Here is a 15,983-nt window from a genome sequence, read left to right as displayed (position 1 = left end):
GTAGCGAGAATAAAATGCAAACATATAGCCCATTTCGTCTTCCTAAAAAAACCCCTTTTCGTTTTGCAGAAACTATCGCGGAATGGGCCACAGGACTCAGCAAACTCGACCAGTTTTACGCGCAGCGCCCCGCTGGTTGTGATACTCAAACCTTTATCAGGTTTACTCTGGAAATACTTGGCATTGACTATCAAGTGAATCAGGGAAGTATCTCTAACATTCCGAGCACTGGCCCAACCGTCATTGTCGCAAACCATCCACTTGGATGTGTAGAGGGTGTCATCCTCGCTGAGTTGCTGCTCGCTCTTCGTCAGGACGTAAAGATTCTGGCTAACCAATACTTAAAAACCGTCCCAGAATTAGATGAACTCTTTATAGGTGTCGACGTTTTTGCCGGGCAAAATTCACGTGTAGCGAATCTGAAAGCCCTGAGACAGGCTCATCAACATCTGGCTGATGGAGGACTGATACTGTTATTCCCCGCAGGAGAGGTGTCGCAACTCATCGACAGCAAAACTCAACGTCTGGAAGACAAGGAGTGGAGCCGTTCTGTGAGTAGTCTAATCAGCAAGTCAGCAGCGACTACCGTACCTATCTTTATTAACGGTCAAAACTCAAAACGTTTTTACCTTGCTGGCAAGGTTCACCCACTACTACGCACACTTATGCTGGGCAGAGAGTTACTTAATAAATCACAAGAGACCATCCAAATAGCCATCGGCTCAGCAATCAAATTTCGTGAAGTGAAAGGACTGCCTGAACAGAAAATGGTCAATTACTTGCGACTCAATACTTATCTGCTTCAGTATCAAGCTCATCAGGTACAAACATCTTCAACGAGCTCTGACAGCCACTTACCTATTTCTCCAGCATTGCCGCTCAAAGATCTTATTACTGATCTAAATGGCTTGCCAGAAGATCATTTGCTGCTTTCTAGTGGCGAATTCGATGTCTATTGTACGCAATCCGAATACATACCTTCTCTATTACATGAAATCGGCCGACTAAGAGAAACGAATTTTAGACAGGTCGGTGAAGGGACTGGTCTGGCAATTGACCTTGATGAGTTTGATCGATATTACCGACATTTATTCATCTGGGATAAAGAGAATCAATGTCTGGTTGGCGCTTATCGACTCGGTTTAGTTGACGAGATTGTTGCTACTCAGGGAATTGAAGGACTCTACTCACGTACATTGTTCAACTATGACGCTCCATTTATCGATAGTATGGGGAAGTCGATTGAAATGGGACGCTCGGTCATCGATCAGCGCTATCAAAAGAGCATGGGGGCCCTATTGCTGCTATGGAAAGGTATCGCCACGTTTGTTTCTCGCAATCCTCAATATACTCACTTATTTGGTCCTGTGAGCATAAGTAGTGATTACAGTGAGCAAACCAGACAACTGCTCGCTGCCAGCATGACGCTACACTACGGCGATCAAGCCAAGGCTGAGCATGTCTCTCCATCGAACCCGCTCCCAAGCACAACACACAACTGGAACACTAGCATGCTTACCGCACTGGGTGACTTGCAGTTGCTTGCCAGAGTCGTAGCTCGTATCGATCAAGGAAAGAGCATCCCGGTCCTGCTTCGTCAGTATCTTGCTCTAAATGGCAAACTGATTTCCTTTAACGTTGATCCTGAGTTCAATAATGCACTAGATGGCTTGATAGTCGTCGATCTTCAACAAGTCGAACTGCGTACACTAGCTCGTTACATGGGTGCCGGACAGGCAAGCACTTATCTGGCCCATCATCAGTTAGCTAATTAACTGCTTGAACAATCAAGTGCTGCGTGACTTATGCAGCACTTTTACTATCAAAATAATCCACCAGAAATCATAAACCTCAAGTCACACATATGACATGAAGTAATAAATAAACAATATATCCAACCATACTTTGAACAAAGAACAGTTAGACACTCCACTTTGCGTTATTGACTGATAGTGAAATTTTATTGACGAAAAAATCGGCAGGCGAAAAGCTAGCTTCTAGACACTCAAAACAACAAGGAAGTCGTATCGTCATGCTGCCAAAACAATTACCACTACGAGCTCTGCTAACCGGGGCTCTCACTACCTCTCTCGTACTAAGCTCATTTGCCAGCTTAGCCGCTGAAAAAGTTTACCGATTAAAACTGGCCGAAACCTGGGGACCCAATACCCCGATTTTGGGGGAAGCGACCAAAAATATGGCTAAGTTGGCCGAAGAGATGTCTAACGGCAGACTGCAAATCCGCATAGATTCAGCCAACAAACATAAGGCACCTTTAGGTATCTTCGATATGGTCAAATCGGGTCAGTACGATTTAGGTCACTCCAGTTCATACTACTGGAAAGGGAAAGTGCCCAATACCCTGTATTTCTCATCAATGCCGTTTGGCATGATTGCAATGGAACAATACGCTTGGTTTTACCGAGGTGGCGGTATGGAGTTAATGGAGAAGGTCTACGCCCCACACAACCTACTCTCTTTCCCAGGCGGTAACTCAGATATTCAAATGGGCGGCTGGTTTAAAAAAGAGATCAACTCTGTAGAAGACTTGCAAGGACTTAAGATTCGAATCCCAGGCTTCGCTGGTGAAGTGATGGCCAAAGTGGGTGCTGCACCGACCAACATCGCCCCAGGTGAACTTTACACCTCACTTGAACGAGGCACTATTGATGCTCTTGAATGGGTTGGCCCAGCATTTGACCTACGTATGGGATTCCAAAAGATTGCCCCTTACTACTACACTGCGTGGCATGAGCCAGGTTCAGAAACGCAGTTCCTAGTTAACAAAAAAGTCTGGGATAAGCTGCCAAAAGATCTACAAATAATCTTAGAAACTGCGTTCCGCGTGACTGCATTTGATATGTACACCCAGTCAGTAGACGCAAACGCTAACAGCTGGGCGACCATGAGTGCTGAGTACCCGGAGATTAAAGTAAGAGATTTTCCACCAGAGGTACTTGAAGCAATGCAAACTGCTACGTCTCAACTACTGGCAGAGCAAGCCGAAAAAGATCAACTCGCAAAAGAGATCATTGAGTCACAAAAGCAATACTTAGCTAAAGTTAGAGCCTGGACAGACATCTCGTCAAAAGCATACTTAGACAGTACCCAGTAACCTATCCGGGCAGAAGCTCTCTTCTGCCCGCAACTCTCACAACAATAAGCACCTACACGCACTTAAAGATTGTCAGTTTCTTTCAGAAATCGACCAAGTGAGATATACATCACAATCAGACTCACAATCAACCCCATCACCATTGAGATCAAGATCAAATAAATTTATTTATCGATCGTGACAACAATCAAAACAAAGATCTAGATCACATTAAAATCAAACATTGCAAATTAAAAAGTGAGAACTCAACAAGGATAAATAGATTGACAATTTGCAATTCATTCTTTTGTAGATAAATTACAATGTCAGGAGGTGGGCTGAATCACATAAAAAACAGTTGTGGGCGAGAATTACCCTGTAGCAGATCACAAAAAACCCGTTGTCAGTTCCAAACGAGAATTGTGTGGTAAATTGATTGGGTACTAAGCAATCAAGCGGTTTTGGCGAACCGTACTACTACAATATTCATCAGAACATCAAACGGGGAATTCCTATGATATCACCAGATGCTAAGATCAAGATACAAAATTTTGGTCGTTTTCTGTCTAACATGGTAATGCCTAACATCGGTGCATTCATCGCATGGGGCTTTATCACTGCTCTTTTCATTCCAACTGGCTGGCTACCAAATGAAACGCTAGCATCCATGGTTGGACCTATGATTACGTATCTTCTGCCACTTCTTATCGGTTACACCGGTGGTAAGCTAGTTGGCGGGGAACGTGGTGCCGTAGTTGGTGCGATCACGACAATGGGTGTCATTGTCGGAACGGATATACCAATGTTTATGGGCGCAATGATGGTTGGTCCTCTAGGCGGCTGGGCAATCAAAAAGTTCGATAATTACATTGATGGCAAAGTAAAAAGTGGCTTCGAGATGTTGGTCAACAACTTCTCTGCTGGCATCATTGGCATGCTATGCGCCATCCTTGCTTTCCTATTTATCGGACCATTTGTAAAAATCCTTTCTGGTGGTCTAGCTGCTGGCGTGAACTTCCTGGTATCAGCTCACCTTCTGCCGTTGACTTCTATTTTTGTTGAACCAGCGAAGATCCTATTCCTGAACAACGCAATTAACCACGGAATTTTCTCACCATTAGGCATTCAACAAGCGTCTGAAGCTGGTCAGTCAATTTTCTTCCTGATTGAAGCTAACCCAGGCCCTGGTTTAGGTATTCTTTTGGCTTACATGGTGTTTGGCAAAGGCACTGCTCGTCAAACTGCAGGTGGTGCTTCAATCATCCATTTCTTTGGCGGTATTCATGAGATTTACTTCCCATATATTCTAATGAATCCACGTTTAATCCTTGCTGCAATCGCTGGCGGTATGACAGGTGTATTTGTCCTAGTCATGTTTAATGCAGGTATTGTTTCACCAGCATCACCGGGTTCTATTTTCGCCATCTTATTGATGACTCAAAAAGCTTCAATTGTTGGTGTACTTGCCTCTATTGCTGCGGCAACCGGCGTATCCTTTGCTGTTGCGGCCTTGTTGATGAAGACTCAGACATCAACGGAAGAAGATGGTGATGAAGCGGCATTAGAAAAAGCGACATCGCAAATGAAAGATTTGAAAGCGGCGTCAAAATCAAACACTGCAGTAAGCGGAGAAAACAAAGGTAGTACTGAGCTTGCAGATGTAAAAAGCATCGTTGTGGCGTGTGATGCAGGTATGGGTTCAAGCGCAATGGGTGCGAGTATGCTGCGTAAAAAGGCTCAGTCTGCGGGGTTAAACATCACCGTAACCAACCTTGCCATTAACAGCTTAACTGAGAGTGCCGATATCGTGATTACTCATAAAGATTTGACGGATCGTGCGCGTAAGCATGCTCCAAACGCCCAGCACATTTCATTGACTAACTTTCTAGATAGCGAAATGTACAACCAGTTAGTAACCAAGTTACTAGCCGCTCAAAAGCAAGCATCAGCAAATGACGATAACCTGGTTAAGGTATCGGTTCTTGCTGCGAACGATGACAGCTTTGAGCAACAACAACCCTCTGTATTCCAGATTCAGCGCGAAAACATTCACCTCGGTCTGCAAGCTGCTAATAAAGAAGAAGCGATTCGTTTTGCCGGCAACAAACTGGTTGAACTGGGCTACGCAGAACCTGAATACGTGGACGCCATGTTTGAACGTGAAGCCTTGGTACCAACTTACCTTGGTGAATCTATTGCTGTTCCGCACGGTACAGTAGAAGCAAAAGACCGTGTAAAGAAGACTGGCATCGTAATCTGCCAATATCCTGCGGGTATCCAATTTACTGAAGACAAAGAAGATATCGCCAAACTGGTTATCGGTATTGCCGCTAAAAATGATGAGCATATCCAGGTAATTACCACCATAACGAATGCGCTCGATGAGCCGGAGGCAATTGAGAAGCTAACTAGCACCAGAGATGTAGAGGAAATTCTTAACATCCTTGGTGGTCAGCAAGCAGCTTAACCACTCCTTAAAATTTGCTCCTGAGCAAAGCGAGGTCAGCTGTCACCCCCTATGCGGTTGGCCTCACCCTAGATTCGTTTTCGTCATTATTTCAGACATTGGTAGGTAAGTATTATGAAAAATGCAGTCCATTTTGGTGCAGGTAACATTGGTCGTGGCTTCATCGGTAAACTCTTGGCAGACGCAGAAGTTGAAGTCACTTTTGCGGACGTGAACACTCCGCTAGTTGATCAGCTTAGCCATAAACAAGAATACAAAGTGAAAGTGGTAGGTACAGAATGTCAAATCGATACCGTTACTCACGTCACTGCGGTTAACTCGGCGAGTGAAGATGTTATTGATCGTATAGTTAAAACAGACCTGGTGACAACTGCTGTCGGTCCAAATGTATTGGACATCATCGCAAAAACCATCGCTACAGGTATTGCAAAACGCTTTGCTGCTGGCAATGAAAAACCACTTAATATTATTGCATGTGAAAACATGGTTCGAGGAACCACACACCTGAAAGGTCAGGTATACCAGCACCTTGATGAAACGTTGCATGCTAAAGCAGATAATCTGGTTGGCTTTGTTGATTCAGCCGTTGACCGTATTGTGCCGCCTGCTGAAGCCGCTAACGACGATCCACTAGAAGTCACAGTAGAGAGCTTTAGTGAATGGATCGTTGACGAACAGCAGTTTAAAGGGGAAATCCCAGATATAGCGGGAATGGAGAGAACCAACAACCTAATGGCATTTGTTGAACGTAAACTCTTCACTCTTAATACAGGTCACTGTATTACAGCTTACTTAGGTTGCTTAAAAGGACATCGTACAATTCGTCAAGCAATTGAAGACCCGGCCATTCACGCTGAAGTAAAACAAGCGATGCAAGAGAGCGGTGAGGTACTGATAAGACGTTATGGTTTCGACCGCGAATTGCATAACGCATACATTGAAAAGATATTAAACCGCTTTGCAAACCCATACTTGATCGACGAGGTTGATCGTGTAGGACGCCAACCTATTCGAAAATTGGGGGCGAACGATAGATTAGTGAAGCCATTACTGGGTACAATTGAGTATAGCACTGAAAACCAAGCAATTTTAAAAGGTATTGCAGCTGCTCTAAAATATCATAGCGATGATGATCCTCAGGCAGTTGAGCTGCAGACGACAATTAAAGAGATCGGACTTCGCAAAACGCTGGCTCGTTTCACTGGCTTAGACGAAAACAGTAAAGAAGTTGTCCAGATTCAGGCAATTTTCGAAACACTATAACGACAATAAACAAGGGGAGCCTGCCTCCCCTTCTCAACAAAGTATTTAGTTCAGTATATGGCAGACAAGATAAATGAAACTGAAATTATAGAGCGATTAAACAGCGCACCGTCAGTGCGCGGTTTTTTCATTGCTGCCGTAGACGTATTTGATGAGTCTATTGACGCACTCATTCAAAGAATCTTCCAAAAAGATAACTTTGCAGTCCAGTCCGTTGTCGGACCATTACTGCATGACTCTGGTCCCTTAGGTGACCTATCTGTGCGGTTGAAGCTTCTCTATGGTTTAGGTGTGCTGCCTGACAATGTCTACCACGACATAGAAGACATTATTAAGATAAAAAATAAGCTTAACAGTGATGCTTCTGATTACGAATTTACCGACCCGAATATCCTGGCACCTATCAAGCAGCTTAATCTGGTGCAAACAATGGGAATGGTTCAGTTGGAAGTATCGGAGCCAGATGACGATATAGACCTAGAGTTTTATCGCCTTCAACTACAGCGTCAGCAGCAAATTATCAAATCGGGGCTCTCACTGGCGATTGTCGAGATCTGTAATGAACTCGGCAAAGAGAGTCCATTCTAACCCTCTTGCGTACGGAGTAGAGGCGCAGACCTCCACTCCTTTTCATGTCTAGTACTACGAATTCAGACTAAAACTTGTAACGACCACCAAATGATAGCGATGACATATTGACTGTCTGACCAAACATTGTCGAAGACATACTGCGATAGCCTGCAGAAAGAATTAACCTGTCAAATTCATAGCCAAGCTCACCACCCATAGCCATGCCATAATCGCTTTCTGTAACATCATGACCATGCGTGGCATCAAGCGATAACCGATTTTTCTCGAATGTGTATTTGCCAAATCCAGCAAGGCCACCGATAAAGAAACCACTTCCTGATGGCCTGAATACTGGCTTGAAGCTTATTGAAAGTGCCGATGCTCCAGTGCCAACATTATAGGGCTCCGAACTACTTGTGTTCTCAAGATCCAATTCACCCATGTTGAAATACTCAAGTTCCCAGTTAAAATTCCACTTACTACCAGAAACCCAAGAGTGGCCGACACTCAGGGATATTCCCGGCCCAAACTCATAGCTGTTCGAAGTCGTTGAAAGATTCGTTACGCGATTAAATGAACCACCAAGATAAATGTAATCCTGATTAAATTTAAACTTACTATTATCCTGTTGAGACTGGGCAGTTGCTGTTATTAACAGCAGAAAAAGAAAACTATACCTCATTGTTTATCCTTGAATTGCTCAAACATTGTCCAAGAAAGCGACCGCTAACTTACGGATAGTTAACCTATTCCCAGTCATTGATTTGATTCATTATTCAATCAATATTGATTATTTGAATAAACATCCCACAGCAAGTGAAACCACTGTTCAACAACGAGTGGATATTCGGTAAGTATTCGAAGTACCGACAAAACAAAAACGCCCGATAAACTTATCTCGTTTATCGGGCGTGATTAGCGCTTGTCTTATTTTCTATGAGTGGCCAACCACTCTGTATCAATTACTCAACAGTAACGGCTTTCGCCAGATTACGTGGCTGGTCAACGTCAGTACCTTTAATTAGGGCAACATAGTACGACAACAACTGCATTGGAATTGTGTAGTAAATTGGCGCTGTAATGTCACTAACGTGAGGCATAGTGATGATCTTCATGGTTTCATCAGCTTCAAAGCCAGCTTCAGCATCAGCGAATACATACAGCAGACCACCACGAGCACGAACTTCTTCAACGTTCGATTTTAGTTTCTCTAGTAATTCATTGCTTGGAGCCACAACCACCACCGGCATATCTGCATCAATCAACGCTAACGGGCCATGTTTCAGTTCACCCGCTGCGTAGGCTTCCGCGTGGATGTACGAGATCTCTTTCAGTTTAAGAGAAGCTTCCATCGCGATTGGGTAGAACTCACCACGACCGAGGAACAGTGTATGGTGCTTGTCGGCAAAGTCTGTAGCCAGCTCTTCGATCTCTTTCTCAAACGAAAGTGCAGCATTGATTTGCTTAGGTAGCGCATGCAGTGCTGCTACGATCTCTTGCTCTTTCTCTTTGCTGATGCGGTTTTGCTGCTTACCAAGTGCTGTCACAAGCATTAATAACGCCGAAAGCTGAGTGGTAAAGGCTTTAGTTGAGGCAACACCAATTTCCACACCCGCGCGAGTCATGAATGCAAAGTCAGATTCACGAACCAAAGAAGAGCCAGCAACATTACAGATAGTCATCGCTGCCATGTAGCCCTTCTCTTTGGCTAGGCGAAGCGCCGCTAGTGTATCCGCCGTTTCACCTGACTGAGACAAAGTAATAAGCAGGCTGTTTGGACGAGTAACAAACTTGCGGTAACGGAACTCAGAGGCAATCTCAACGTCACAGCTAACACCAGCAATATCTTCAAACCAGTAACGTGCCGTCATACCTGCGTTATAAGAGGTACCACAAGCTACGATCTGAACGTGTTCAACTTTGCTTAAGATTTCTGCCGCATTGACACCAATCGCTTCAGTTACAACGGAATCCGCTGTGATACGGCCTTCCATGGTATTGATCAATGCTGTTGGCTGTTCGTAGATCTCTTTTTGCATGAAGTGGCGGTATTGGCCTTTATCACCAGCATCATGCTCAGCGTTAGATTCAATGATTTCGCGCTCTACGCATTCACCACTCTGATCAAATACAGTCACTTCACGACGAGTGATTTCTGCAACGTCGCCCTCTTCCAGGTACATAAAACGACGAGTCACATTAAGTAGTGCAAGTTGGTCTGATGCCAGGAAGTTTTCGCCAACTCCGAAACCAATAACAATCGGGCTACCAGAACGCGCAACGACAATGCGAGAAGGATCTTTACGATCTAGCGCTACTGTGCCGTAAGCACCTTCAAGTTGCTTGGCCGTTTTCTGGAACGCTTCGATTAAAGATTCAGATGTACGTAGTTCCCACTCAACCAGGTGAGCAATGACTTCTGTATCCGTTTGAGACTGGAATACGTAACCGCGTGATTTAAGAAGTTCACGGAGTTCTTCATGGTTCTCAATAATGCCGTTGTGCACAACAGCAATATCGCCAGACATGTGTGGGTGTGCATTTGCTTCAGAAGGCTCACCATGCGTCGCCCAACGTGTATGAGCGATACCAGTACCACCGGTCACCTCTGCCGAGTCTACCGCGTCAGCAAGCTCTTGTACTTTGCCTAAACGGCGCAGACGTGTCAGGTTTGACTCGCTATCAACGACCGCGACACCAGCCGAGTCATAACCTCGGTATTCCAGACGACGTAGACCTTCTACTAAAATTTCTGCTACATCTCGCTGTGCCACTGCACCGACGATTCCACACATAGTTCAACTCCCTTATATTTGTTCCGATCGGCAGCAAGCAAAGGCCTGATTCGGAGAGTTAAGTTTTATAAATTCGGTATTAAGTTAAGCGCAAACAACTTTGACACCATGAGCTTCTATTTTTTGTTTGAACTCAGGGTTTAAGTCTTTGTTTGTAATCAATATATCGATAGCATCCCATGCCAGCTCCAGGTTGGGGATTTTGCGGCCAATCTTCTCAGACTCCACCATCACGATCACTTCACGTGATACTTCGGCCATCACCTTGCTCAGTCCAACAAGTTCATTGAAAGTCGTCGTGCCACGATCTAAGTCAACACCATCGGCTCCAATAAACAGCTGGTCGAAGTCATATGATCGTAGAACAGATTCTGCAACCTGACCCTGAAACGACTCAGAATGTGCATCCCAGGTACCACCTGTCATTAGCAAAGTAGGCTCACTTTCCAGCTCATTGAGTGCATTCGCTACGTTAAGAGAATTTGTCATAACGATAAGCCCACGCATACCGTCAAGCTGCCTGATTAAAGCACCAGTTGTGCTTCCACTATCAATAACAATACGGTTGTGCTCTCGAATCAGCTTAGCAGCCGCTTGAGCCAGTTCATTCTTTCGAATCGAAACATTTTCGCTTAATTCATCACTAACCACTTCTTTCGGCAATGCAATCGCACCACCATAACGGCGAAGTAGCTGGCCATTTTTTTCTAAAGAAGCGAGATCCTTTCTGATCGTTACTTCCGAAGTTTCAAATTGAATAGATAAGGCCTCGACACTGACCTCACCTTTTTCATTAACCAGATTAGAAATTGCATGTCTTCTTAGCTGAGTGTTTCGTTTCGACATTTAATATTTACTTTAAAGTTTCGAAGTGAAAGCAATTATAGTCAAGTCGAAAGTTTTATGTCCATTTATTTCGATCCAAAAAATTAATAAATAGCGCAAAAACCTTGTCCTAAGACAATTCTTAACCAGTGATATTGAAATGATTCGGTGGTAGAATTCGCACCCGAAAAGAAAAAAAATTACAGAAATGACCGTTATTTTTTTGCAACCTAGCCAAGATATCCTAGTTTTGTCACAGAAATACGGCCTAAATTCCCAACCAGTTGGTCATAAAATGACTAAACTTGGTGAAAGACTTTCAGTTCTGGAGCCACAGCATAAAGCTACCGTGTTGATAAGTTGGCAGGCACAAAATGCCTCAACACTTGTAGTTGCTTCAGACCAATAACCGACTTTCAAATTGTAAATATATTGACCGGAGAGTATCTTCCATGAAAAAGACCAAAATCGTATGTACGATTGGCCCTAAAACTGAATCTGTAGAGAAGCTAACTGAACTAGTAAACGCAGGCATGAACGTTATGCGTCTTAACTTCTCTCACGGTGACTACGAAGAGCACGGCACTCGTATCGCGAACTTCCGCAAAGTAATGGCAGAGTCTGGCAAGCAGCTTGCAATCCTTCTAGACACTAAAGGTCCAGAAATCCGTACTATCAAACTAGAAAACGGCGACGACGTTGATCTAGTAGCTGGTCAAGAGTTCACTTTCACAACTGACACTTCAGTTGTTGGTAACAAAGACAAAGTAGCAGTAACTTACGCAGGCTTTGCAGCTGACCTAAACGTTGGCAACACTATCCTAGTAGACGACGGTCTAATCGAAATGGAAGTACTTGCGACTTCTGAAACTGAAGTTAAGTGTAAAGTTCTTAACAACGGTGCTCTAGGCGAAAACAAAGGTGTTAACCTTCCAGGCGTATCTGTAAACCTACCAGCTCTGTCTGAAAAAGATAAAAACGACCTTAAATTCGGTTGTGAGCAAGGCGTTGACTTCGTTGCTGCTTCTTTCATCCGTAAAGCTTCTGACGTTCAAGAAATCCGTGAAGTACTTGCTGCAAACGGCGGCGAGAACATCCACATCATCTCTAAGATCGAAAACCAAGAAGGTGTTGATAACTTCGACGAGATCCTAGAGCTTTCTGACGGCATCATGGTTGCTCGTGGTGACCTAGGTGTTGAAATCCCAGCTGAAGAAGTAATCTTCGCTCAGAAGATGATGATTGAGAAGTGTAACCGTGCACGTAAGATGGTTATCACTGCAACTCAAATGCTTGATTCTATGATCAACAACCCACGTCCTACTCGTGCAGAAGCTGGTGACGTTGCTAACGCAGTGATGGACGGTACTGACGCTGTAATGCTTTCTGGTGAAACTGCTAAAGGTAAGTACCCAGTTGAAGCTGTAACTATCATGGCTCAAATCGCGAACCGTACTGATTCAGCTCTAAAAGCTGAGCTAGGTTCTCGTCTAGACAGCCCACGTCTACGCATCACTGAAGCAGTATGTAAAGGCGCAGTAGACACAGCTGAAAAACTAGCAGCTCCACTTATCGTTGTTGCAACTGAGGGCGGTAAATCAGCTCGCTCAGTACGTAAGTACTTCCCAACTGCAAACATCCTAGCACTGACAACTAACACTAAGACTGCTGCTCAGCTAGTTCTTACTAAAGGTGTTACTCCAGTAGTTGTTGATTCTATCGACAGCACTGACGCATTCTACGTAGCTGGTAAAGAACTTGCTCTAGAATCAGGTCTAGGTAACAAAGGTGATATCGTTGTGATGGTTTCTGGTGCTCTAGTAGCTTCAGGCACAACTAACACTGCTTCTGTACACGTTCTATAATAGAAACGCTACAGACAAAAAAAGAGGGCCTCGGCCCTCTTTTTTAATATTCAAAACACACTAATCTAAATCCAGCGTTGTGAGTTATTAATCCAGCTTGTAGATAACATCAACGCGATCGCGAATCACGATTCGTGAGTCTTGATAACTGTTCGATTCTACTTTGGCATCCATCGCCATCGATCTCATCAGGATTGGTTGTTGTCCAGACATGTTATAGTTAATTTGCCAGACACCATTCAGATCCTTACCAAAACCTTCTGCCAGAGATTCCGCTTTGCTATTGGCATCTTTGATCGCTGCTAAGCGCGCTTTCTGCTGGTACTGCTCCTGATCCTTTACCTGAAGCTGAATATTATCGACCTGATTAATACCTGAGTTCAAAGCAAGATCCAGATATCGATTAAGATCCGCCAGTTGATCAACGGTAACGGTAATGCTGCGCGACGCACGGTAGCCAACCAGTTCTGGTTTACCTTTTTTAGGGTAGTGGTATTGAGGCGTAATGTAGAGGTTGGAACTGGTGATATTTTGGCTCTCCACTCCTTCCTTAGCTAATGCGCCCAGAAAATCTGACACGACTTTGTCTACTGACTGTTTAGCCTGCTCCGCTGTCATTGTGGACTCGACCACTTTGACAGAAAACTGAGCCATATCAGGCGTTGCAATCACTTCACCGTAACCAGTGGTAGAGAGGTGAGGAAAGTCAGGAGAGTTAGCCACTGCACCGAAGCTCAGCATGGCTAGGGACAGTGATGCAATAACAGAAGAAACAGCTTTCATACTTAATTACCATGTGGACTTAACTGCATACATCATAGGTAACGAACGCATTTTGACCAAGCGTTGTACGCTGTTCTGACAAAGAATTAACCCAGCACTATTTTGGCAGTTCTTGGCGACTGTACTCCACGATCGCCTGAGTGATCTCTTTCAATAATCCGGTCTCTAACTGCCAATGGTGCCAATAAATCTTAAAGCTGAGTAAGAAACCCGGCATGAGATCAACCAGAGTCCCCTGCTCCAGCTCTTGACTGATCTGTAAGCGCGGTATCAAACAGTAGGCAGAACCAAGCAGTGCCAATTTGACAAACGCTTCTGAACTGGCGACTCGATGATGAGTAATCACCTCCGGAGAGAGGTTGAAGTGCTGCTTCAAAAACATCTGATGCATTTCATCATATTGGTCAAACGCAACCGCAGGTGCGCGTTTTAACGCCTCCCGCGTCACCCCATTGGCGAAGTAGCGCTGAGCAAACTCCGGGTTAGCTACGCAGACATAGTCCATACGCCCTAAATACTCGGCATAGCAGCCAGATATAGGTTCAGACTCCCAGCTAATCGCGCCTGTCACCTCGCCTTTCTTTAGTTTGTCCAGGGTTCGATCTTCACCATGAACGGCTAAGTCAAACTCGACATGGCGTGTCGTCATGATCGGAGTGAGGGCTGGTAACAACCAAGTTGCTAAGCTGTCCGCGTTAGTGGCAATAAAGATCTGAACAGGACGTAAACTCTCTTGGTTAGTCAGTTCTGGAAGCACCTCACTCTCAAGCAACTGTACTCTGTGATAAAGACCCATCAGTTTTTTACCCGCCGTCGTCAGCCTCGGTGGTTGCTCTCGAATCAGCACCGACTTGGCGAGAAACTTTTCCAGTTGCTTAACCCTTTGTGAAACAGCCGATTGAGAAATACATAGCTGTTGCGCGGCGCGTTCGAAACTTCCTTGGTTGACCACAGCTTCAAGAGCTTCAATCCATTTATAATCTAAGCCACGCATGAGAATCCTTATATTTAGGTATCTAAACCTATAAAAATTAGCAAAACTTATCATTCATTAAAATCATTAATTTCACTAATAAACCTATCTCTCTTATGTTGTTCTCTCAAGATATGGCCAATCAACAAAGGAGTCTTAACAGTGAATTTCTGGCTAGTTTTACAAGGGTTTGGTTTAGGTGCGAGTATGATAATTCCTATTGGCGCTCAAAATGCTTACGTGCTTAATCAGGGCATCAAACGCCATCACCACCTCACGACAGCAACCATATGTAGCTTGCTCGATGCACTGTTTATTTCACTGGGAATCTTCGGCGGCGGAGCACTACTTGCCAGCAATACAACCTTACTCACAATGGTTACCATTGGCGGCATTATATTCTTAACCGTCTATGGCATTATTTCTCTTAGAAGTGCATTTTCTGGGGGTGCTGACGAGAGTGTTAATCCTGGCCGTATCAGATCGAGAGGTAGAAAAGCAGTCATAGTCGGCGCCCTAGCCGTTACGGTACTTAATCCGCATCTCTATTTAGATACTGTGGTTATTTTAGGTTCGATCGGCGGACAGTTCGAAGGCCATGACAGGCTGGCATTTGCTGCCGGAACGATTTTGGCTTCCTTTGTCTGGTTCTACTCGCTTTCGTTAGGCGCAGCAAAGCTCGCTCCAACCTTGTCGCAACCCAAAGTCAGAAAAGCAATTGATATCGGGGTAGCGCTAATGATGTTTACTATTGCAGTGATGCTTTTCAAGCATTTAACTATTTAAGGAATTAGGAAGCCACCATGAACAAGCTGGATCAGATCTATCAGTTCAACATCTCGCTACTTAAAGGCTTAGAGATTGAGTATCGCCAATGGCAACATGAACCTATCCTAGACTTTGCCACCGACCTCATTGTGGCTGAAAGACTGGGTTGGACAGGGACGCACAGTAAAAGCCTGTTTCTGAAACTGAAAGGAAGCGGTTTTGCTCTGTATCTTACCCACAAAGATCAAAGGCTTGATACTAAAGCAATCAAGTCACTACTTGGTAAACGTCCATCAATATGCAGTGACCAAGAGATGACTCAACAGTTAGGTTGTGTGCCAGGTGCGGTGTGTCCATTTGGTATCCCCGAAGAGATCCCGATTATCGTAGACACAGGCTTATATCAAACAGAAGAGATTCTATACACCCCCGCAGACCCTGAGTTTACAATTGGCTTCTCTAGCTCATCACTGCATAAAATACTCACAGAACTAAACAACCCTATCTTCGAACTCACCACATCAAACCAGGCATAAAAAAAGCGAGGCTACTGCCTCGCTTTCTGTTGATTTGATGACTC

General features: G+C 44.4%; 13 protein-coding genes. 8 read left to right on the top strand and 5 right to left on the bottom strand.

Annotation, left to right across the window (positions count from 1 at the left end; genetic code table 11):
• Positions 1-14: 14 nt before the first annotated feature.
• From RH46_RS12640 to RH46_RS12620, 5 genes are all read left to right on the top strand, one after another.
• The gene (locus RH46_RS12640; protein ID WP_006879863.1) at positions 15-1,775 is read left to right on the top strand and encodes a bifunctional lysophospholipid acyltransferase family protein/GNAT family N-acetyltransferase; all 1,761 of its coding nucleotides are present in this window, start codon (positions 15-17) and stop codon (positions 1,773-1,775) included.
• Positions 1,776-2,032: 257 nt separating this feature from the next.
• Complete coding sequence (locus RH46_RS12635) at positions 2,033-3,115, top strand: TRAP transporter substrate-binding protein (RefSeq protein WP_006879862.1); 1,083 nt, start codon at positions 2,033-2,035, stop codon at positions 3,113-3,115.
• Positions 3,116-3,608: 493 nt separating this feature from the next.
• Positions 3,609-5,561 carry a PTS mannitol transporter subunit IICBA gene (locus tag RH46_RS12630; protein ID WP_006879861.1) on the top strand — a complete coding sequence of 651 codons (1,953 nt, stop codon included), beginning with the start codon at positions 3,609-3,611 and terminating at the stop codon, positions 5,559-5,561.
• 114 nt (positions 5,562-5,675) lie between these two features.
• Entirely contained in the window at positions 5,676-6,824 is a 1,149-nt protein-coding gene (locus RH46_RS12625) for a mannitol-1-phosphate 5-dehydrogenase (RefSeq protein WP_006879860.1), read from the top strand.
• A gap of 57 nt (positions 6,825-6,881) precedes the next feature.
• Positions 6,882-7,412 carry an MltR family transcriptional regulator gene (locus RH46_RS12620; protein ID WP_006879859.1) on the top strand — a complete coding sequence of 177 codons (531 nt, stop codon included), beginning with the start codon at positions 6,882-6,884 and terminating at the stop codon, positions 7,410-7,412.
• Between the two features lie 67 nt (positions 7,413-7,479).
• Here RH46_RS12620 and RH46_RS21630 read toward each other — a convergent pair whose 3' ends face one another.
• The 3 genes from RH46_RS21630 to RH46_RS12605 all read right to left on the bottom strand — a co-directional run bounded on the left by RH46_RS21630 (position 7,480) and on the right by RH46_RS12605 (position 11,035).
• On the bottom strand, positions 7,480-8,076 hold the full coding sequence (locus RH46_RS21630; protein WP_006879858.1) for a hypothetical protein: 597 nt from the start codon (positions 8,074-8,076) through the stop codon (positions 7,480-7,482).
• A 280-nt stretch (positions 8,077-8,356) separates the two neighbouring features.
• Positions 8,357-10,189, bottom strand: a complete 1,833-nt coding sequence (gene glmS, locus RH46_RS12610; protein ID WP_006879857.1) for a glutamine--fructose-6-phosphate transaminase (isomerizing) — start codon at positions 10,187-10,189, stop codon at positions 8,357-8,359.
• 84 nt (positions 10,190-10,273) lie between these two features.
• The gene (locus RH46_RS12605) at positions 10,274-11,035 is read right to left on the bottom strand and encodes a DeoR/GlpR family DNA-binding transcription regulator (RefSeq protein WP_006879856.1); all 762 of its coding nucleotides are present in this window, start codon (positions 11,033-11,035) and stop codon (positions 10,274-10,276) included.
• A gap of 431 nt (positions 11,036-11,466) precedes the next feature.
• On the opposite strand from RH46_RS12605, the gene pykF reads away from it, so the two are divergent.
• Positions 11,467-12,879 (top strand): pyruvate kinase PykF, encoded by a 1,413-nt coding sequence (gene pykF, locus RH46_RS12595; RefSeq protein ID WP_006879854.1) that lies wholly within the window; start codon positions 11,467-11,469, stop codon positions 12,877-12,879.
• Between the two features lie 87 nt (positions 12,880-12,966).
• On the opposite strand, the gene RH46_RS12590 is transcribed toward pykF, so the two are convergent.
• Together RH46_RS12590 and RH46_RS12585 are read right to left on the bottom strand one after the other, a co-directional pair.
• Entirely contained in the window at positions 12,967-13,662 is a 696-nt protein-coding gene (locus RH46_RS12590) for an oxidative stress defense protein (protein ID WP_006879853.1), read from the bottom strand.
• Positions 13,663-13,759: 97 nt separating this feature from the next.
• On the bottom strand, positions 13,760-14,656 hold the full coding sequence (locus RH46_RS12585) for a LysR family transcriptional regulator ArgP (RefSeq protein WP_006879852.1): 897 nt from the start codon (positions 14,654-14,656) through the stop codon (positions 13,760-13,762).
• Positions 14,657-14,797: 141 nt separating this feature from the next.
• Here RH46_RS12585 and RH46_RS12580 point away from each other — a divergent pair, with 141 nt between their 5' ends.
• On the top strand, positions 14,798-15,421 hold the full coding sequence (locus RH46_RS12580; protein ID WP_006879851.1) for a LysE/ArgO family amino acid transporter: 624 nt from the start codon (positions 14,798-14,800) through the stop codon (positions 15,419-15,421).
• Between the two features lie 17 nt (positions 15,422-15,438).
• Positions 15,439-15,939: a YbaK/EbsC family protein gene (locus RH46_RS12575; protein ID WP_006879850.1), complete on the top strand. Its 501-nt coding sequence runs from the start codon at positions 15,439-15,441 to the stop codon at positions 15,937-15,939.
• Positions 15,940-15,983 lie beyond the last annotated feature (44 nt).

The sequence above is a fragment of the Vibrio brasiliensis LMG 20546 genome, from assembly GCF_000189255.1.
GTDB lineage: Bacteria > Pseudomonadota > Gammaproteobacteria > Enterobacterales > Vibrionaceae > Vibrio > Vibrio brasiliensis.
The sequence above is the reverse complement of the archived record's forward strand: the minus strand, read 5'-3'. Positions and strand labels throughout refer to the sequence as shown.

Bases quoted from the DNA above. Each gene is read 5' to 3' on its own strand.
- pykF (WP_006879854.1), top strand. From the start codon at position 11,467: ATGAAAAAGACCAAAATCGTATGTACGATTGGCCCTAAAACTGAATCT.
- glmS (WP_006879857.1), bottom strand. From the start codon at position 10,189: ATGTGTGGAATCGTCGGTGCAGTGGCACAGCGAGATGTAGCAGAAATT.
- RH46_RS12585 (WP_006879852.1), bottom strand. From the start codon at position 14,656: ATGCGTGGCTTAGATTATAAATGGATTGAAGCTCTTGAAGCTGTGGTC.
- RH46_RS21630 (WP_006879858.1), bottom strand. From the start codon at position 8,076: ATGAGGTATAGTTTTCTTTTTCTGCTGTTAATAACAGCAACTGCCCAG.
- RH46_RS12620 (WP_006879859.1), top strand. From the start codon at position 6,882: ATGGCAGACAAGATAAATGAAACTGAAATTATAGAGCGATTAAACAGC.
- RH46_RS12630 (WP_006879861.1), top strand. From the start codon at position 3,609: ATGATATCACCAGATGCTAAGATCAAGATACAAAATTTTGGTCGTTTT.
- RH46_RS12590 (WP_006879853.1), bottom strand. From the start codon at position 13,662: ATGAAAGCTGTTTCTTCTGTTATTGCATCACTGTCCCTAGCCATGCTG.
- RH46_RS12575 (WP_006879850.1), top strand. From the start codon at position 15,439: ATGAACAAGCTGGATCAGATCTATCAGTTCAACATCTCGCTACTTAAA.
- RH46_RS12635 (WP_006879862.1), top strand. From the start codon at position 2,033: ATGCTGCCAAAACAATTACCACTACGAGCTCTGCTAACCGGGGCTCTC.
- RH46_RS12605 (WP_006879856.1), bottom strand. From the start codon at position 11,035: ATGTCGAAACGAAACACTCAGCTAAGAAGACATGCAATTTCTAATCTG.
- RH46_RS12640 (WP_006879863.1), top strand. From the start codon at position 15: ATGCAAACATATAGCCCATTTCGTCTTCCTAAAAAAACCCCTTTTCGT.
- RH46_RS12625 (WP_006879860.1), top strand. From the start codon at position 5,676: ATGAAAAATGCAGTCCATTTTGGTGCAGGTAACATTGGTCGTGGCTTC.